The organism is Pseudomonas taiwanensis, from assembly GCF_013393345.1.
GTDB lineage: Bacteria > Pseudomonadota > Gammaproteobacteria > Pseudomonadales > Pseudomonadaceae > Metapseudomonas > Metapseudomonas resinovorans_C.
Genome location: NZ_QJRF01000076.1, coordinates 208,644 through 228,271, shown reverse-complemented (window position 1 = coordinate 228,271; position 19,628 = coordinate 208,644). Strand labels below are relative to the sequence as shown.

Here is a 19,628-nt window from a genome sequence, read left to right as displayed (position 1 = left end):
CGATTCACAGAGCCTAGCGACCTCGACCGCCCCGGCAATGACCGGGACGGCCAGTCGAATTGACCGGAGCGATCAGACGCCCTGCGCGCCGAGCCAGCCGAGCAACTGCGCAAGGGGCAGCGCGCCGCTCTGGCGGGCGACTTCCTTGCCGTCCTTGAACAGGATCAGCGTGGGAATGGAGCGGATACCCAACTGGCCGGCCAGATTGCGATTGGCTTCGCTGTCCAGCTTGCCCAGGCGGCAGCGCCCCTGGAGTTGGCCGGCGGCCTGCTGGTAGATGGGCGCGAAGGACTTGCAGGGGCCGCACCAGTCCGCCCAGACGTCCACCAGCAGGGGCAGGTCGCCCCGCAGTTGCTTGGCGAAGTCGGCTTCATTCAAGTCGAAGGGGGCCGCAGGAAGCACGGCGCTCTTGCAGTGGCCACAGCGCGGGGAATCGCCCAGGCGGGCAGCGGGAATACGGTTCAGCCCGGCGCACTGGGCGCAGGGGATCAACATTGGGTCGGTCATGATGGAATTCCGGTGGCGGACTCCGCCTATCTGGAGTCGCGCCGGGCGGAAATCAAGACAGCTTCAGCGCAGCGCCATGTAGATGTTGTAGGCGCTGATCAGGGTGATCAGGCAGCCGACGATGATGAGCAGGGTGCGCGGCGACAGTTTCTTGCACAGCAGGGCGGCGAGGGGCGCCGCGAAGAGGCCGCCGAACACCAGGCCGGCAACCATCTTCCAGGTGTCCGGCGCGCCGGCCAGGAGGATGAAGGAAGTGGCACTGGAGATGGTCAGGAAGAACTCCGCGAAGTTCACCGAACCGATGGTGGTGCGCGGATCGGTACCGGAGCCGATCAGGCTGCTGGTCACCACCGGCCCCCAGCCGCCACCGCCTGCGGCATCGACGAAGCCGCCGAACAGGGCCAGCTTGGCAACGTGCTTGGGCGCCCTGCGTTTGGCCACATGACGGTAGGCCTTGCTCAGGATGTACAGGCCCATCAGCAGCAGGTACGCGGAAATGAAGGGCTTGAGTGCCGCGCCGTCGAACTGGGTGATCAGCACAGCACCCAGTACGGCGCCGATGATGCCCGGCAGCAAGAGGCGCAGGAACAGGGATTTGTTGACGTTGCCGAGCTTCACATGGGAGATGCCGGACAGGCCGGTGGTGAAGACTTCTGCGATGTGCACGCTGGCGCTGGCCGCGGCAGGCGAGGCGCCAGTGGTGAGCAGGAAGGTGGTGGCGGTGATGCCATAGGCCATGCCCAGGGCGCCGTCGATGACCTGGGCGAAGAAGCCCACCGCAACCGCGCTCCAGAAGCCCTTGCTGGTTAGCGCGTTCTCGATGATCTCCAGGCCGCTGTTGCCGCCGTTATCGAAGAACAGGCGCCAGGCGAGGAAGCAGAGCAGACCTACCAAAATGAGGATCGCCGCCCACATCGCAGCCCGCAGGACCGGGTGGTCGTCGGGATGGGAAACGAAATCTTCGACTGGCGGGATCCCCAGCGCTTCGTGTTCGGTGTTGATCGAACTCTGGCTGAGGTCGAGGTCGCGAATCTTCATGCGGGCACAGCGCCTGACAGTGGGTGGTAGAACAGGCTGGAATAAGCAGGGGGCTGAAGATAATTGGCTTTTCTTAGAGAGTCTAAGAAGATTTATGCAGGTTTATATTCCATTTTGTGCGAGGCAACGGCGCTGATCCCGTCGTCGGCCGCGCTGTATCTCCCCGTTTCCCGGCAACTGTATGCCCGACTTGCGACGAGCCTGGACTAGGCTGGAGCTTTCCTACAGGGGAGCGGATGTCATGCGCATGTTGGGTGTGTTGGGCGGAATGAGCTGGGAGTCCACCGTGACCTATTACCAACTGCTCAATCGCGGTGTTCGTGACCGCCTGGGCGGGCTGCATTCCGCGCCGCTGTTGCTGCATTCGGTGGATTTCGCGCAAATCGCCGCGCAGCAGAAAGCCGGCGAATGGGAAGCGGCCGGCGAGCTGCTCGCACAGGCCGCACGAGGGCTGGAGGGGGCGGGTGCGACGGCGCTGTTGCTGGCCACCAACACCATGCACAAGGTCGCTGCGGCCATCGAGCAGGCTGTGGATATCCCGCTCCTGCACATTGGCGATGCCGTCGGCCAGGCACTGCAGGGGCAAGGGGTGGAACGCGCCGCTCTGCTCGGTACCCGCTTCACCATGCAGGAAGCCTTCTATCGCGAGCGCTTGGGTCAACGCTACGGCATCGAAGTGCGGGTGCCGGATGACCAGGCCATCACCGAAATCGACCGGGTGATCTTCCAGGAGCTGTGCGTGGGTCGGTTCCTGCCCGATGCCCGCGCCTTCTACCTCGACCAGCTGGCGCAGCTGAAGGCGCAAGGTGCGCAGGCGGCGGTACTCGGCTGCACCGAGATCGGGCTGCTACTGGAAGGCTGCGAATCGCCGCTGCCGCTGGTGGACAGCGGCGAGCGACATGTGGCGATGGGGCTGGAGTGGATGCTCGGCAGTTAGCCTTACTTCGTAGGAGCCAGCTTGCTGGCGAAGAAACCGCTGTTCGCTAGCAAGCTAGCTCCTACAGGGATCGGGGCTCAGGACCGCAGCATCTGGTGGACAGCGGCGAGCGCCATATGACGATGGGGCCTGAATTGTAGGAGCCAGCTTGCTGGCGAAAAAAACCGCTGTTCGCTAGCAAGCTAGCTCCTACAGGGATCGGGGCTCAGGGCCGCAGCATCTGGTGGACAGCGCCGAGCGGCATGTGGCAATGGGGCCTGATTTGTAGGAGCCAGCTTGCTGGCGAAGAAACTGCTGTTCGCTAGCAAGCTAGCTCCTACAGGGATTGGGGCTCAGGACGAGCAACTGATCTCCAGGTGCTTGCCCCATTCCGGCGGGCGCTCGGCAAAGCGCTCCATGCCCGGTTGTTCGTCGAACGGACGCGAGAGCACCGCGTGCAGTTGGCGCACCTCGGCGTAGTCGCCTTGCTGGGCGGCCTCGATCGCGCGTTGGGCCAGGTAGTTGCGCAGAACGTACTTCGGATTCACCGCATGCATCCGCGTGCGGCGTGCTTGCTGATCGTCGCCATCCTGCGCCGCGCGGGCCCGGTAGTCCGCCGCCCAGGCATCGAAGCCGGCGAGATCGACGAAGTCGTCCCGCAATCGGCTCAACGCCTGTTCCGGTGCTTCATCGCCCAGTCGGCGGAAGAACTGGCTGTAGTCCACTGCGCTGCCCTGCATCAATTGCAGCAGGCGTTGCACCAGGGCGTCGTCCGTTTCGGCTGCGGAAGTGAAGCCCAGGCGGCGGCGCATCAGGTCCAGGTAGTGGGCCTGGTAGAGCGGCAGGAACAGGTTGAGGGTTTCCCGCAGCTGTTCCACGTCGATGTAGGGCGTCAGCGCCTGGGCCAGTGCGGCCAGGTTCCAGTGGGCGATGGGCACCTGGTTGCTGAAGCTGTAGCGTCCGCCGTCATCGGAGTGGTTGCAGATGTGGTTGGCGTCGAAGTCGTCGAGGAAGGCGTAGGGGCCGTAGTCGAAGGTGATGCCCAGGATCGACATGTTGTCGGTGTTCATCACGCCGTGGCAGAAGCCGTAGGCCTGCCAGAGGGCGATCATCTCGGCGTTGCGCTCCAGCACTTCGCGGAAGAAGGCGGTCCAGGGCTGCTCCTGTTCCAGGCAGTGGGGGAAATGGCATTCGAGAACGTGCCGGCCCAGGGCTTCGAGCTGCTCGTGCTGGCGCGTGTAATAGAAGTATTCGAAGTGGCCGAAGCGCACATGGCTGGGCGACAGGCGCAGCAGCATGGCACCGGTTTCGCGGGTTTCCCGGTACACCGGCGTCGAGGAACCGGTGACGCACAGTGCGCGGCTGGTGGGAATGCCGAGCGCATGCAGGTACTCGCTGGCGAGAAATTCGCGAATCGAGCTGCGCAGCACGGCGCGGCCATCGCCCATGCGTGAATAGGGCGTCTGGCCGGCGCCCTTGAGGTGCAGGTCCCAGTACTCGCCCCTGTCGTTCAGCACTTCGCCCAGGAGCAGGCCGCGCCCATCGCCAAGGCGTGGGTTGTAGACGCCGAACTGGTGGCCGGAATAGACCATCGCCCGTGGCTCGGCATCCGCCCAGACCTTGTGTCCGGTGAACACTTCGGCGTACACCGGGTTGTCGGCTTCAGCCGGGTCCAGGTCGAGGAGGGCCATGGCCGCCGGGCTGGATACCACCACGCGCGGCTCGGCGAGGGGCTCGGGCAGCACCTCGGTGGAGAAGGCGTCGCCCAGGCGGGCGAAGCGGTTGTCGAAGCGCAGTTCGTCGAGTTTTTTCATGGGTTCAGCTTGTCACGCCGCCGTGCCGACAGGAAGTGCACAGATCATCGGGCCTCCGGAACCGGGGCCTTGCCCTTGATCGTCACTTCTGCGACTTCGCCCTCGGCATGTTTCTCGGCGGGGCGGGTGAGGGTGATGTCCATCTTCGGTGTGCTGGACGTGTTGATGTCGTGTTCCTTGAACAGCTCATCGATGCGTCGGTTCAGCTCATCGGTCGCCAGGCCGCGATCACCCAGCTCGCGAACGTAGATCTTCAGCTCGTGCTCCAGGGTGCTGGCGCCGTAAGTCTTCAGCTGTACGGTAGGCGCCGGGTCGCGCAGCACGCGCGAGTTCTCTTGAGTGGCCTGCAGCAGCAGCTTGCGCACCAGTTCCAGGTCGAGATCGGAGCTGCGGTTGACGTTGTACACCAGCACGATGCGGGTGACGGTGTCGGTCAGCGTCCAGTTGATCAACTGGCTGGTGAGGAAGATCTGGTTCGGCACGATCACTTCCTTGCGGTCGCTATCGGTGATGTGTGTCGCGCGGATGCGGATGCGGTTCACCGTGCCGGTGACGGTGCCGATGGTCACCAGGTCGCCGATACGCACCGGGCGCTCGAACAGCAGGATCAGGCCGGAAATGAAGTTGGCGAAGATCGCCTGCATGCCGAAACCGATACCGACGGACAGCGCGGCGACCAGCCATTGCAGCTTGTCCCAGCTGACCCCGAGGGTGGACAGCGCGCTGACGAAACCGATGCCGGCGATGGCGTAGGACAGCAGCGTGGTGGTGGCGTAGGCGCTACCCTGGGCAAGCTTGAGCCGCGACAGCACCAGAACTTCCAACAGGCCCGGCAGGTTGCGCGCGAGGGCCGTGGTGATGCCGGCGATGATCAGTGCGCCGAGTACGTCCAACAGGCTGATCGGTACCAGGGTGGCGGCGTCGCCGGTGCCGCTGGAGTACTGGTAGAGGGTGACCTGGTCGAGGTAGGCGAACACGCTGATGAGGTCGGCCCAGACCAGGTACAGGCAGGTGATGAACACGCCCAGCAGGGCGAGGCGGATCAGACGCAGCGATTGCTGGTTGACCTTCTCGATGTCGAGGGCCGGCTCTTCCACCACCACTTCCTCGCCCTCGGCGTTTTCCTTGGTCTGCGCCTGGCGCTTGGCAAGCACGCGCTGGTAAGCCAGACGCCGCGCCGCGACGGCGAGACCACGCACGAAGGTGGCCTCGACCAGCAGCAGGAGGATCAGCAGGTAGAGCGTGGTGATCAGGCGGTCGGTGAGCTTGAGCGAGGTGTAGTAGTAGCCGAAGCCCACCGCGACGATAAGCGCCAGCGGCAGCAGGGTGAAGGCGACGCCGATCAGCAGGCGGAACGGCGAGGTTTGCTCGCGCATCGGTTCGGCGAGCAGCAGGTTGCTCAGCACCAGGGTCATCAGGGCATAGCAACTGAGGACCACGAGCACGCCGATGATGTCGTCGGCCAGGGCTGCCGGTTGGTGTTCGGCCACGGTGACGATGGCCACCAACGCCATGACCACGCCGCCGAGGCGCCGTATCTGGCTGCGCAGGAAGGCGACCTGCGGGCGATCCCAGTGGAAGTGCAGTTCGGCGATGCCACCCGGCGCGAGGATGCGATAGAGGGTGTAGAACACCATCCAGGCCTGGGCCATCTCTATCAGGGCTGCACCCAGCGTGGCGTTCTGGCCGCGGGCGTCGATCTGCAGGGCAAAGCCGCAAAGGACGAGGAACAGACTGACCGGCAGGGCCAGCAGCACCGTGAGGAACAGCGCCATCGGCGTATGCAGTTGGCTGTCACGCTTGAAGTGGCCGACGTCCTGGTTGATTTCGTTGAGCTTGGCGTAGAGGTAGCGGCGCTTCCACAGCAGGCCGCCGATCAACAGTAGCAGGGGCAGGAACAGCCAGGGGCGGTCCAGCAGGCCTTCACCCAGTTCGCGCACGCCCGCGCCCCAGGGCATTTCGCCCAACTGGCGTTCCAGCAGGTGCGGGGCGGACTTGAGCCAGTTGAGGTCCAGCGGCTTGTTGCTGGGAATCCAGAACATCTGCTCGTCGAGGGTGTTGCGCAGGGCCTGGGAGGTCTCCTGCAACTGCTTCTGGTTGAGCTGCAGGGTGATGGATTCATTGAGCAGGTTGTTCAGCTCGCGGCTCAGGCGGTCGAGCAGTTCACTGCGGGTGGAAATCAGATTGGTCAGGGTGGTGCGCAGTTCCGGCGTGACCTGTTCCGGCGGCTGATCGGCGAGCAGGCTGTCGACGTAGGCCTGGGGATTGCCCAGTTTGTCGCGCTGCTGATTCAGCTCGAACTGGTAAAGGCGGATGTCGGCGATCTCATCGGCCAGGTTCGAGTCGAGGTGCAGTTGAGGCAGGGCCTGCTTCTGCTGGTAGAGGATCTTGGCCAGCAGCAGGCTGCCCTTGAGCACGCTGATCTGCTCCTCCAGGGCCTGGTCGGCCTGGCTGAGATTGTCCAGTTGCTGGCGGGTCTGCAGATTCTGCTGGGTGAGCTCATTGAGGCGATCAGTAGAGCGCAGCAGATAATCGGACATCTTCAGGTTGATGGCGCTTTCCTTCGCCAACACGCTGTCCGGCGTGCCCTTGTCGGCGTCGCGAGCGAGCTCCGCCACCGTCTGCTCCGAGCTCTCCCGGCGCATCCCGTTGATCACCGACTGCAGGTCCTGGGTTTCCTGTTCCAGGCGGCGGATGCGCTCCATGAGCAGGTCGCGGCGGCTGTTGCCGAGGTCCTGCAGCAGGCTGTTGCCGGCGAGTTCCTCGCGACGCAGTTCGGTCTGGGTGGCGAGAGCGGCAAGCTCGGCATTGAGCAGGGTGCGCTGCTCTTCGCTGATGGTCTTGCCCGCTTCCTTGCCGGATTTGAGCGTGGCGTTGATCTGTTGGGTACGCGACTGATTGCTGCTGATCTCGGCCTGGGCTCGCTCCGGGCGTGTTTGCGAGGTGATGATCAGGCTGTTGGCTTCGGTGAGCTCCTTCTGCAGCTCGGCCAGTTCACTGCTGCGCGTGTCCAGCAGCTTTTCCAGCTGTCCGAGATCGGATTTGCCGTAGCGGTCCTTCACCGGCACCGCCGGGCTGGTCTTCAGCCGCGCGAGCTCCCGTTGGGATTCGCCGACAAGGCGGGGAGCGCTCTCCAGCTGGCGCTTGAGGGCGGCAAGGGCCTGCTCGCTCTCCTGTTGGCTGGCGACGAAGGACTGGGTCTGCTCCTCGATCGAGGCCTTGGCCGCGGTCTCGGCACCGGCGGGCTTGCTCTCGGCAGGCGCGGCGGCCGGCTTGGGCAGGCCGGGGGTGACGGTGGTGGCGGCTTGCAGGTAGGCCGGCGTCAGGCAGAAGCCCAGCAGGGCAGCAGCGAAAAAGGTGCGCAAGGAAGCAATCATCGCGATCGGGCAGCTCGGGTTTGAATGCGGCTAATGATATGCCACGACGGCCTTTGCGGGGCTGCCGGGCACGAGCGGTTGTGATCCGGGGTCGCCTTGTTGGCGAGCCCCATCGTTTCCGTGGCGGGGCCTGGACCTGAAAGTGCCGTCCTTGAGCGTCCCCCTAGAGGAACAGCCCCGGCCGGCTCTGACCTTCGGGGAATTTGACGCCCACTTTGCGCACCTTGTTCCCTTCCATCAGAGCAACGGTCCAGGTCAGGCCATTCCATTCCACCTGATCGCCCACCACCGGCTCGCCGCCGATTTCGTGGGCGATGAAGCGACCCAGGGGCAAGTGGCCGTCCTGCTCGCCAAGCTTGAGGCCGTAAAGCGAAGCCACTGCCGAAAGCTGGGCATCGCCCTCCAGCACGAAATCGCCGAAGAAGCGCAGGTCGAGGCCGCGTTGCGGCGCCTGGCTGAACAGCTTGCCCAGGGCCGGGAGGTCATGTTCATGGCCGACCACGCAGAGAATATCGCCGGCTTCCAGGGTGGTACTGCCCGACGGGTGCAGCAGTTCCTTGCCCCGGAATAGTGCCGCGATGCGCGTGCCGTCCGGCATCTTCAGTTCACGCAGGGCGGCGCCGATGCACCACTTTTCGGCGCCCAGGCGGTAGACGAACAGCTCCCACTCGCTGGTGGGATGGACCTCCAGGCCGGCGCGGGAGATGGGCGCGGGCTCCGGCGGTACGGTGACGCGCAGCAGCTTGGCCGCCCAGGGCAGGCTGGTGCCTTGCAGCACCAGCGAGACCAGCACGATGAAGAAGGCCACGTTGAAGAACAGCTGGGCATTGGGCAGCCCGGCCATCAACGGGAACACCGCCAGAATGATCGGCACTGCGCCACGCAGGCCGACCCAGGCGATGAAGGCCTTCTCGCGGTCATGGAAGGCGCGGAACGGCGCCAGGCCGAGGAAGATCGACAGCGGACGGGCGACCACGATCATCCACAGCGCCAGGCCGAGGGCCGGCAGGATGATCGGGAAGAGTTCGTGGGGCGTGACCAGGAGGCCCAGCACCAGGAACATGCCGATCTGCGCCAGCCAGGTCAGGCCATCGAGGATATGCAGGATGCCGTGGCGCGAGCGGATCGGGCGGTTGCCGAGGAACAGGCCAAACAGGTAGACGGCAAGGATACCGCTGCCGTGCACGGCGTTGGTCAGGGCGAACACCAGCAGGCCGCCGGCGACCACCAGCAAGGGGTAGAGGCCGTTGGCCAGGGTCAGGCGGTTGATCATTTGCAGCATCAGCCAGCCGCCGGCGAAGCCCATGACGGTGCCGACGCCGAACTGCTGGACGATATGCACGACGAAGGTCCAGCTGAATCCGCTCTGGCCGGTGGCGAGCATCTCGATCATGGTCACCGTGAGGAACACGGCCATGGGGTCGTTGCTACCCGACTCGATTTCCAGGGTGGCGCTGACGCGTTCGTTGAGGCCGCGCCCGCCGAGCAGGCTGAACACCGCCGCAGCGTCGGTGGAGCCGACGATGGCGCCGATCAGCAGCCCCTCCAAGGTACTCAGGTTGAACAGCCAGGCAGCTGCGACGCCGGTCAGGCCGGCGGTGACCAGTACCCCGACCGTGGCCAGTGACAGTGAAGGCCAGAGCGCCACGCGGAAGGTCGCCGCGCGGGTACGCATGCCGCCGTCGAGCAGGATGATCGCCAACGCCAGGTTGCCGACCAGATAGGCCTGGGAATAGTTGTTGAAGACGATGCCGCCAGGGCCGTCGCTGCCCGCGAGCATTCCGACGACGAGAAACACCACCAGGATGGGGACGCCGAAGCGAGATCCGAAGGCGCTGACCAGAATGCTCATGCCTACCAGCACCGCGCCGATCAGGAACAGGCTATTGACGGTGGTGGCATCCACTGGCAGCTCCTAGCAAATGGGGATTGGGAACGGCATGCAGGGGCGCATGCCGAGGAATTCTAACCTGCCGGTGGCAAGGCTCTGCAAGATTTCATGCAGGGTTCTTGCCAGCGTCGGGAAGCCCTTGGGCAGGAGAACGGGTTCGAGGTTCCGGAGAGGGGAAAAATGCGGATGAAGTAACGACTGACGGCGTTCCGGGCGCTGTTATCGGGGGCGTGCTACGCGCAATAAAAAAGCCCCGCATGTGCGCGGGGCATGAAGAACCCTGAATAAGGGCTAGAACCAGTTGTCCTGCATGGCTAGGCACGTATCGTCGCGGGCTTCCAGCAGCGCCAGTTCGTGATGGCAGCCGGGTACTTCCCAGGTGAGGAAGTAGCGCGCGGCCTGCAGCTTGCCGCGATAGAAGTCGGCGTCGGCGGCGTTTCCACGGGCCAGGCCCTGTTCGGCGCGGATCGCCTGTTCCAGCCAGCGCCAGCCGATCACGGTATGGCCGAAGACCTTCAGGTACAGCGCCGAGTTGGCCAGCGCCTGGTTGACCTTGCCCTGCATCAGGTCACCCAGCAGCGCCAGGGTGACGTTGGATAGACGCGCGAGCAGGTGCTCCAGCGGTTGGCGCAGGGCGTTCAGCGACTCGTATTCGGCAGCGCGTGCGCAGCAGTCATTGATCAGTCGGGTCAGTTGCTTGAGGCCGGCGCCCTTGTTCTGCGCCAGCTTGCGGCCCAGCAGATCGAGGGACTGGATGCCATGGGTACCTTCGTGGATCGGGTTCAGACGGTTGTCGCGGTAGTACTGCTCAACGGGGTACTCACGGGTGTAGCCGTGGCCGCCGAGGATTTGGACGGCCAGTTCGTTCGCCTTGAGGCAGAACTCCGAAGGCCAGGATTTGACGATGGGCGTGAGCAGGTCGAGCAGTTCGTGGGCCTGCTGGCGCTCTTCCTCGGTGGTCAGCGTCTGGGTGTCGTCGAACAGGCGCGCGGAGTACAGGCCGAGGTCGAAGGCGCCTTCCACATAGGCCTTCTGGGTCAGCAGCATGCGGCGTACGTCGGCGTGCTGGATGATCGACACCTGGGGCGAGGTCGGGTCCTTGCCGTCCGGCAGGCGGCCCTGGGGACGTTCGCGGGCGTACTCCAGGGAGTAGAGGTAGCCGGCGTAGCCGAGCATCACCGCGCCCATGCCGACGCCGATGCGCGCCTCGTTCATCATCTGGAACATGTAGGACAGGCCGGCGTGGGGTTTGCCCACCAGATAGCCGACGCAGTCGCCGTTATCACCGAAGTTCAGCGCCGTGGAGGTGGTGCCGCGGTAGCCCATCTTGTGGAACAGGCCGGCCAGGATCACGTCGTTGCGCTTGCCCAGGGAGCCGTCATCGTTGACCAGGAACTTGGGCACGATGAACAGCGAAATGCCCTTCACGCCGGGCGGTGCGTCCGGCAGCTTGGCCAGCACCATGTGCACGATGTTGTCCGACAGCGGGTGGTCGCCGCCGGAAATGAAGATCTTGTTGCCCTTGATGCGGTAGGTGCCGTCAGCGGCCGGCTCCGCGCGGGTGCGGATATCCGACAGCGAGGAACCAGCATGGGGCTCGGTCAGGGCCATGGTGCCGAAGAAGCGGCCGTCGATCATCGGCTGCAGGAAGCGCTGTTTCTGCTCGTCGCTACCGAAGCTCTCGATCAGGTTGGCCGCGCCCATGGTCAGGAAGGGGTACGCCGAGCTGCCGACGTTGGCCGCCTGGAAGTGGGCGAAGCAGGCCTGGGACAGCAGGGTGGGAAGCTGCATGCCGCCCTGTTCGAAGCTGCGCGTGGCATTCAGGAAACCGGCTTCGAGGAAGGCGTCGACTGCGGGTTTCACTTCCGGGATTAGGGTCGCGGCGCCGTTGACGTACTCCGGCTCCTGTTCGTCGCCCTTGCGGTTGTGCGGGGCGAAGAATTTTTCAGCGATGCTGCGGGCGGTGCCCAGGGCGGCGTCGAAGGTCTCGCGGTTGTGATCGGCGAAGCGCTCGCGTTGGGTCAGGGCTTCGGCGTCCAGCACTTCGTAGAGTTCGAAGGCCAGGTTGCGGGAACTGAGCAGGGTCTCGGACATGGTGGCTCTCCGGATGTAATCAGCCGAGTCTAGGTCGGTGAATGAAAGGTGCCTAGCAACATCCACGAGCGTGATAAAGGGGGTGAAGCCGTGATTGGGCGCTGGCTGGTAGAATGCGCGCCTTGCGAGGATTCCCCATGAACTACCGCCATGCCTTTCACGCCGGCAACCATGCCGACGTGCTGAAACACTTCACCCTGGCCCGCCTGATCGCCCTGCTGTCGCGCAAGGAGGCACCCTTCGCCGTCCTCGACAGCCACGCCGGCGTTGGCCTCTACGACCTCCTGGGTGACCAGGCCAGTCGCACCGACGAATGGCGCGAAGGCATTGGCCGTCTCTGGGACTTGCCGGATCTGCCCGCGCCCATGGCCGATTACCTGCGGGTGATCCACGAGCTGAATCCGGATGGCAGCCTGCGCTACTACCCCGGTTCGCCTGAGCTGGCGCGGCGCCTGACCCGCCCGCAGGACCGGCTGCAGCTGAACGAAAAGCACCCCGAAGATGGCCAGCTGCTGAAAGACAACATGGCTGGTGACCGTCGCGTTGCCGTGCACCTGGGCGAGGGCTGGCACCTGGCTCGAGCCCTGCTACCGGTGCCGGAAAAACGCGCGCTGATGCTGATCGATCCGCCGTTCGAGCAGGCAGATGAGCTGGAACGCTGCGTCACCGCTCTCAAGGAAGCCATTGGCCGCATGCGGCAGACGGTGGTCGCGATCTGGTATCCGATCAAGGACCAGCGACAGCTCCGGCGCTTCTATCAGGGCCTGCAGGCCAGTGGCGCGCCCAAGCTTTTGCGTGTGGAACTACGGGTGCATGCGGCTGATCGCGCTGACTCCGGACTGAACGGTTCCGGGTTGGCCATCGCCAATCCGCCATGGGGCATCGAGGATGAACTGCGCCAGACCCTGCCCTGGCTCGCCCAGCGCCTGGCGCAGACCGAGGGCAGTTGGACGCTGGACTGGTTGATCGAGGAGTGAAGCGGGCTGGCCGCCGCTGAATTCAGCTGCGGCCTGGCTGCGGTTCGATGTAGTAGGTCAGCTGGCGACGCGGGCTGAGGTATTCCAGCACCTCCAGCGGTAGTTGCGATGGACGCAAGCTGCGGGCGATGGACAGGCGCGGCTCCTGCTCCAGATCCAGGATCAGTGCCTCCTGCTTGGGAACGTCCACGTCGTGGACGACCAGCGTCGGCTTCAGCGGCTGGGATGGATTCACACCCAGCACCAGGGCGAAGCGCTCGTCATTCAGCTGCACCAGACTGCCCGGCGGGTAGACGCCCATGGCGCGGATGAAGGCTTTCAGCGCGACTTCGTCGAATCGCTGGCGCTGCTGCTTGAACATCAGCGCCAGGGCCTCGTGGGGGCTTAGGGCGGTGCGCGGGTCGAGCGGGTTGCACAGGTTGTCGAACTGGTTGGCGATGGCCACCAGCTTGCTCAGGCGGCCGATGCCGGCTTCCTTCAGGCCGCGCGGGTAGCCGCTGCCATCGCAGTGTTCGTGGTGCTCGTGGATGATCCGCAGCACTTCGTCGTCGAGCATCAGGCGCTGGCCCATCTTCAGGCCGAAATCCGTGTGCAGCTGCAGGAATTGCAATTCGGGTTTGGTCAGGGGCTCGCTTTTCAGCAGCACCTTGCTCGGTACTTCCAACTTGCCGATGTCATGCAGCAGGCCGCCCAGCCCGAGGCTATGGCAGGCCTCGGCATCCAGGCCGAGCTGACGGCCCAGCAGCAGGGCCAGAACGGTGACGTTGAGCGCATGGAAGTAGCTGTCGTCGGCGGCTTTGCCGGTGATGCTGTGGAGCACCGCGCCGGGCCCGCCGAGGAGGGTGTCGACCAGTTCTACGACTATCGCACCGGCCTGCTTCACGGCCTCTTCCGGCCGGCTCCGCAGTGTCTGGTTGAGCGTCTTGACCTGCTGGCTGGCCTGGATGAAGCGGCGGTCCACCTCGGCCACCCGCTGGCGAAGCTGGCGGAGCTTTTCACTGCGAACCTGACGCGCCTTTGTTTCCGGGTCTTCGGCGACCGGCGCCTGGGGTCGAGAGTCCGGTTCGGCGGGTGGCGGCAAGGGCTCGCAATCGCTGCGCGCCGGGTCGTAGCGAAGCCGGTTCAGGCCGAGGGCCTGCAGGGCTCGAACCTGTGCGTCGTCCTTGATCTTGAAGTTGCTGAACGCGAAGTCGTGTTCCCACCAGCCCAGCTCCAGTTGGATGTACAGGCCGATGCAGAGTTGTTCAGACTGGATGTAATGATGTCGGGACGGCATACCGAGTGACTGGTGGCGACTGGCCACTTGAGTCTAATCCTTCGGTAACCGCCCCGTCTGCACTCCTTCAGCCTGGCAGGCACACGCCGGTGCCACCCAGGCCGCAATAGCCGCCGGGATTCTTCGCCAGATATTGCTGGTGGTAGGCCTCTGCGTAATAGAAGGCAGGCGCCTCCTCTACTTCAGTGGTGATGGCACCGAATCCCGAATGCTCCAGTTCCGCCTGGAAGCGCTCCTGGCTCGCGCGGGCCGCGGCCAACTGGTCTTCGTCGTAGCAATAAATGGCGGAGCGGTACTGGGTACCGATGTCATTGCCCTGGCGCATGCCCTGAGTCGGGTTGTGCGCTTCCCAGAACACCTTCAGCAGTTCGTCGAAACTGGTTTTCTGTGGATCGAACACCACCAGCACCACTTCCGTGTGCCCGGTCAGGCCGGAGCAGACTTCATCGTAGGTGGGGTTCGGGGTGAAGCCGCCGGCGTAACCCACGGCGGTGGTCCAGACTCCCGGTTGTTGCCAGAAGCGCCTTTCAGCGCCCCAGAAGCATCCCATGGCGAACTGCGCCACTTGCAGGCCAGCGGGGAACGGGCCTTGCAGCGGACGACCATTGACGTAGTGGCTGTCAGGCACCGGCATTGGCGTCTCGCGGCCGGGCAGGGCCTGGGCGGCACTGGGCAGCTCGAGTTTGTGGGCGAGTATTTGCGAACGCAGGACCATCAGCCGTCTCCTCGGGATTGCAATGAATCCCGATGTTACCCCGATTGCGCAGTCAATTTTCAACGGCTGTTCAAGGGCCCTTGCGGCAGGGGTAGCGACCGAGGTTTTCGAACAGGTGCTTGCCGGAGATCGGCTTGTCGAACAGGTATCCCTGGCCCACATCGCAATGCTGGCGGCGCAGGAAGCCGAGCTGGGCGGCGGTTTCAATGCCTTCGGCGACCACTTTGAGCTTGAGCTTGTGGGCCATGGCGATGACCGCGGAGGTGATCTCCTTGTCGTCCTGGTTCTCGGGGATGTCCTTGATGAAGCTGCGATCGATCTTGATCACGTCAATGGGGAATTTTTTCAGGTAGCTGAGCGAGGAGTAGCCGGTACCGAAGTCGTCCATGGCCAGGGTCAGTCCCAGGCTCTTCAAGTGATTGAGCTGGTGACGGGTGTCGTCGGTGGCTTCCAGCAGCAGGCCTTCGGTGAGTTCCAGCTCCAGGTGTTTCGGCGGCAACTGCTCTTCGTGGAGGATGGCGGCGATGGAGCCCACCAGGTCGGGATCGCTGAACTGCTTGGGCGACAAGTTGATCGCCACCTGCAGGTCGCCCAGTCCTGCGGCGGAGAGACGTTTGCTCATGCGGCAGGCTTCGCGGATCACCCATTTGCCGATGGGGATGATCATGCCGGTCTCTTCGGCCACGCTGATGAACTGGTCCGGGCTGATCATGCCCTTCTCCGGGTGATGCCAGCGAAGCAGGGCCTCCATCCCGAGCAGTTGGCCAGTCTTCAGGCACAGCTTGGGCTGGTAGAAGACTTCCAGCTCGTTCTGAGCCAGCGCACGGCGCAGGTTGTTCTCGACGAACAGCTTGTAGCTGGCCTCGGCATTCAGCGCTTCGGTGAACAGCTGCAGCTGATGCTTGCCGTTGGCCTTGGCCTTGTGCAGGGCGAGGCCCGCGTGCTTCATCAGAGTTTGTGGGTCGCGGCCGTGCAGCGGCGCGCAGGCAAGGCCGAGGGAGCCGGTGACGCTGATCAGCTGGTTGTCGACGAACAGCGGCTTGTCGAGGGTTTGCAGTACCTGGGCGGCGATCTTCTGCCCATTCTCCAGGTCAGCCCCGTCGAGCAGCACAGCGAACTCGTTACTGGCGAAACGCGCGAGGATGCCGCTCGGACTCAGGCTGTTGCGCAGGCGCCGCGCCAGGCTCACCAGCAGCTTGTCGCCGGTCTGGTGGCCGAGGCTGTCGTTGATTCGCTTGAAATTGTCGATATCCACCAGCAGCAGGCAGAGCGGGGTGTCGCGGTCGCTGTTGAAGCGCTCTTCGACGGTACGGATGAAATAGGGGCGGTTGCCGAGTCCGGTGAGGTTGTCGGTGTAGGCCAGCTTTTCGATGCGCTGCTGGGCCAGCTTGCTGTGGGTGACGTCCTCGTAGATCCCGATGTAATGGGTGAGCTCGCCGTCTTCACCGAACACCTTGGAAATGGACAGCTGGCCCCAGTAAGGCTCCAGGTTCTTGCGCCGGCTACGGAACTCGCCCTGCCAGCTGTTGCAGGCGGCCAGGCCCGAGCTGGTGTCGAACAGCAGCTCGCTGAGGTTCTCCAGGGCCGGCAGGTCCGAAAGGCGGCGGCCGTGGACCTCATCGGCACTGTACTGGGTAATGGCGGTGAAACTCGGATTGACGTACTCCACCAGGCCTTCGCGATCCACCAGCAGGAAGGCGCTGGCGCTCTGTTCCACGGCGCGCTGGAACAGGTGCAGGGCGCTGGTGGCGTGGCGTCGCTGCTGGTTCACCAGCACCTGCGCGAACTGGTCGGCCAGCTCGCCGGCGAAAGCGATCTCGTCGGTCTGCCAGACCCTTGGCGGGCCGATGTGCTCCAGACAGAGTACGCCGACCACCTCGCCACCGATGCGGATGCTGGCATCGAGCATGGCGGTAATGCCTTGTGGCTTGAGGTACGTACTGGTCAGTTCGCTGGTGCGCGGATCGCTCTGGGCATTGTGGGCATCGATGGCGCGGCCGCTGTGCAAGGCTTCGAGGTAGCGCGGAAACTGGCTCATTTCCATCGCGCCTGGATGCTCGTGGTTATCCTCGTCGCGGCGGAACAGACCGACCGCTGACAGTTGGGTGCCGTCCAGCAGCCAGATGCCGACGCGGGCCACATCGTAGGCCTCGCAGGCGGCCTGCGTGATCAACTGCGCGGCTTCTTGCGCCGGGTTGCTGGAGCTGTAGCGATGGCGTGCCAGCCGGACGATCAGGCTTTGCTGGGCACGGGACCGGATCAGGTGTTGCAGGTGGTCGTCCTGGGAGCGCTGGTAAAGCTCCAGGGAGGTGCGCAGGCGGCTGTTCTGGGCCTCCAGGTCGAGGTTCTTCAGCCGCTCCTTGTGTTCGGATGCATCGCCTGCCACCAACAGGTAGCCACGCAGCAGTTGCCGCCCGTGCTGCTGGAAAGACTCGCCGATTTCCTGCAGGCACAAGGGGCCGTTGGGTGAATGCAGCGTGTACTGGATGGAGTAGTGCGGGTGGCTGGCCAGCTGCAGCTGCAGCTCGTCATGCAGTCGATAGCGGGTTTCCGGTTCCATCAGGCTGGCGTAGGGGGCGTCGATCAGGGCGCAGAGTTCGCTGGCTGGAAGACCGAGGGAACGCTCGCAGCTCGGATCGAGGAAAAGCATCGCCCAGCTGGCCTCGTTGAGCCGCTCGAAACGCATCAGGCCCAGTCGCGAGGGGACGGGCAACTGCGTCACTATCTCGGCCACCGTACGGCTGGCGGCATCGGGATGGCTCTTCATTGGGCGCTGGGCTTCCACTTCTCTGACCGGTAGAGGGGCCGGCCTACTTCTTCAAAGCATCGGGCAAGGGTGCATCATGATGATGGCACTGGCAAGCATGCCGCACGGTGCAATTCGCGAGTGGAAAGGGGCGCATGGAAACTGTGCGCGATCGCACAGTCGGCTTGCGCGCGGGCGTATCGCGTAGTCAAAAAAAACCCCGCCTCAGGGGGGCGGGGTTGAGGTACGAGCGTGGCGTGCTCGCGAATTTGAAACGAGTTACAGCAGCATGGTGCGGATGTCCGCCAGCACATCACCGAGACGCTTGGTGAAGCGCGCGGCAGCGGCACCGTTGATCACGCGGTGATCGTAGGACAGCGACAGCGGCAGCATCAGGCGCGGCTGGAAGGCCTTGCCGTCCCACACCGGCTGCATGGCGGCCTTGGACACGCCAAGGATCGCCACTTCGGGCGCGTTGACGATCGGCGTGAAGCCGGTGCCGCCAATGTGGCCGAGGCTGGAGATGGTGAAGCAGGCGCCTTGCATGTCGTCCGCAGAGAGCTTCTTGGTCCGGGCTTTTTCAGCCAGGGCGGCGGCTTCGGCAGCCAGTTGCAGCAGGCTCTTCTGGTCGACGTTCTTGATCACCGGCACCAGCAGGCCGTCCGGGGTGTCCACGGCGAAGCCGATGTGCACGTACTTCTTGCGGATCAGCGCCTTGCCGCTGGGGGCCAGGGAGCTGTTGAAGTCCGGCAGTTCCTTGAGCAGGTAAGCACAGGCCTTGAGCAGCAGCGGCAGGACGGTCAGCTTGACGCCGGCCTTTTCGGCCACCGCTTTCTGGGCCACGCGGAAGGCTTCCAGCTCCGTGATGTCGGCCGAGTCGAACTGCGTCACGTGCGGCACGTTGAGCCAGCTGCGATGCAGGTTGGCGGCACCGACCTGCATCAGGCGGGTCATGGCCACTTCTTCGATTTCACCAAACTTGCTGAAGTCCACCACCGGGATCGGCGGGATGCCAGCACCGCCGGTTGCACCGGCGGCAGCTGCGGCCGGGGCTTCCTTGGCCTTCTGCATCATGGCTTTGACGTACGCCTGCACGTCTTCCTTCAGCACGCGGCCGTGGGGGCCGGTAGCCGGAACTGCGTTCAGCTCGACACCGAACTCGCGGGCCAGCTGGCGAACCGCCGGACCTGCGTGGACCTTGGCGCCGCTGGAGCGCGCCGGTACGCCGGTGGTGTTCGCCGCGGCGGCGGCCAGGGCCGCGATGGCGGCGACCTCGGCGGCAGCGACCGGGTGAGCGCCGTCGGGTACGCGGTGCGCAGGTTGCTCGGCAGCCGGTGCGGCGGCCGGAGCCGGAGCAGCAGCGCCTGCAACCTTGAGCTTGAGGATCAGGTCACCGGTGCCGACTTCGGCGTCCAGCTTGACCTCGACGCTCTCCACCACGCCGGCGGCGGGCGAGGGGATCTCCATGCTGGCCTTGTCGGATTCCAGGGTGATCAGCGACTGCTCGGCTTCGACGGTGTCACCCGCCTTGACCAGGATTTCGATGACCTTGGCCTTGCCGGCCGAACCGATGTCCGGAACCTTGACGTCCTGCACCGAGGCGCCAGCCGCCGGCGCAGGGGCTGCAGCCGGAGCGGCGGCACGTGCCGGGGCGGCAGCGGGTGCAGCAGCCTGGGCAGGCGCTGCGGCTGCCGGAGCTGCGCCAGCAACGCGCAGCTTGAGGATCAGGTCGCCGGTGCCGACGTCGGCATCCAGCTTGACTTCGACGCTCTCCACCACGCCCGCGACGGGGGAGGGGATCTCCATGCTGGCCTTGTCGGACTCCAGGGTGATCAGCGACTGCTCGGCTTCGACGGTGTCGCCCGCCTTGACCAGCACTTCGATGACCTTGGCGGTGCCGCCAGAGCCGATGTCCGGAACCTTGATGTCCTGCACGCTGGAGCTGGCGGCCGCAGGCGCAGCAGCCGGTGCTGGAGCCGCGGCGGGCTTCGCTTCAGCAGCAGGTGCGGGAGCGGCAGCCGGCGCGGGCGCCGCAGCGGCGGCACCCTCGACTTCCAGTTCCAGCAGTTCATCACCTTCCTTCAGGCGATCTCCGAGCTTGACCTTCAGGCTCTTGATCACGCCGGCCTTGGGGGCCGGGATTTCCATGCTGGCCTTGTCGGATTCCAGGGTCAGCAGGCTCTGATCGGCTTCGATGCGGTCGCCAACCTTGACGAACAGCTCGATCACTTCACCTTCGCCACTGCCGATGTCGGGTACGCGAATCAATTCACTCAC

Annotated in this window: 12 protein-coding genes; 2 read left to right on the top strand and 10 right to left on the bottom strand. The window is 64.7% G+C overall.

Annotated features, from left to right (window positions below; all coding sequences use genetic code 11):
* Positions 1 to 72: 72 nt before the first annotated feature.
* On the bottom strand, positions 73 to 507 hold the full coding sequence (gene trxC / locus DM872_RS28215; protein WP_179062491.1) for a thioredoxin TrxC: 435 nt from the start codon (positions 505 to 507) through the stop codon (positions 73 to 75).
* A gap of 63 nt (positions 508 to 570) precedes the next feature.
* Complete coding sequence (locus DM872_RS28210) at positions 571 to 1,545, bottom strand: sulfite exporter TauE/SafE family protein (RefSeq protein WP_077524763.1); 975 nt, start codon at positions 1,543 to 1,545, stop codon at positions 571 to 573.
* 241 nt (positions 1,546 to 1,786) lie between these two features.
* Between DM872_RS28210 and DM872_RS28205 the strand changes: the two genes are divergently transcribed.
* Entirely contained in the window at positions 1,787 to 2,482 is a 696-nt protein-coding gene (locus tag DM872_RS28205; RefSeq protein ID WP_179062490.1) for an aspartate/glutamate racemase family protein, read from the top strand.
* A 332-nt stretch (positions 2,483 to 2,814) separates the two neighbouring features.
* Here DM872_RS28205 and selO read toward each other — a convergent pair whose 3' ends face one another.
* The 4 genes from selO to DM872_RS28185 all read right to left on the bottom strand — a co-directional run bounded on the left by selO (position 2,815) and on the right by DM872_RS28185 (position 11,637).
* A complete protein-coding gene (gene selO / locus DM872_RS28200) occupies positions 2,815 to 4,275 on the bottom strand; it encodes a protein adenylyltransferase SelO (RefSeq protein WP_179062489.1) in 1,461 nt (486 codons plus the stop codon).
* Between the two features lie 44 nt (positions 4,276 to 4,319).
* Positions 4,320 to 7,649: a mechanosensitive channel MscK gene (mscK, locus tag DM872_RS28195; protein ID WP_179062567.1), complete on the bottom strand. Its 3,330-nt coding sequence runs from the start codon at positions 7,647 to 7,649 to the stop codon at positions 4,320 to 4,322.
* A gap of 166 nt (positions 7,650 to 7,815) precedes the next feature.
* Positions 7,816 to 9,558, bottom strand: coding sequence for a potassium/proton antiporter (locus tag DM872_RS28190; protein ID WP_179062488.1), 1,743 nt, complete (start codon positions 9,556 to 9,558; stop codon positions 7,816 to 7,818).
* A 276-nt stretch (positions 9,559 to 9,834) separates the two neighbouring features.
* The gene (locus DM872_RS28185) at positions 9,835 to 11,637 is read right to left on the bottom strand and encodes an acyl-CoA dehydrogenase (protein WP_179062487.1); all 1,803 of its coding nucleotides are present in this window, start codon (positions 11,635 to 11,637) and stop codon (positions 9,835 to 9,837) included.
* 137 nt (positions 11,638 to 11,774) lie between these two features.
* On the opposite strand from DM872_RS28185, the gene DM872_RS28180 reads away from it, so the two are divergent.
* The gene (locus DM872_RS28180; protein WP_179062486.1) at positions 11,775 to 12,614 is read left to right on the top strand and encodes a 23S rRNA (adenine(2030)-N(6))-methyltransferase RlmJ; all 840 of its coding nucleotides are present in this window, start codon (positions 11,775 to 11,777) and stop codon (positions 12,612 to 12,614) included.
* Between the two features lie 22 nt (positions 12,615 to 12,636).
* On the opposite strand, the gene DM872_RS28175 is transcribed toward DM872_RS28180, so the two are convergent.
* The 4 genes from DM872_RS28175 to aceF all read right to left on the bottom strand — a co-directional run bounded on the left by DM872_RS28175 (position 12,637) and on the right by aceF (position 19,628).
* Positions 12,637 to 13,917, bottom strand: a complete 1,281-nt coding sequence (locus DM872_RS28175) for an HD-GYP domain-containing protein (protein ID WP_373273746.1) — start codon at positions 13,915 to 13,917, stop codon at positions 12,637 to 12,639.
* A gap of 40 nt (positions 13,918 to 13,957) precedes the next feature.
* A complete protein-coding gene (msrA, locus tag DM872_RS28170) occupies positions 13,958 to 14,605 on the bottom strand; it encodes a peptide-methionine (S)-S-oxide reductase MsrA (RefSeq protein WP_179062485.1) in 648 nt (215 codons plus the stop codon).
* Positions 14,606 to 14,675: 70 nt separating this feature from the next.
* Positions 14,676 to 17,372 (bottom strand): putative bifunctional diguanylate cyclase/phosphodiesterase, encoded by a 2,697-nt coding sequence (locus DM872_RS28165; RefSeq protein ID WP_179062484.1) that lies wholly within the window; start codon positions 17,370 to 17,372, stop codon positions 14,676 to 14,678.
* Between the two features lie 258 nt (positions 17,373 to 17,630).
* Positions 17,631 to 19,628, bottom strand: a complete 1,998-nt coding sequence (gene aceF, locus DM872_RS28160) for a dihydrolipoyllysine-residue acetyltransferase (RefSeq protein WP_179062483.1) — start codon at positions 19,626 to 19,628, stop codon at positions 17,631 to 17,633.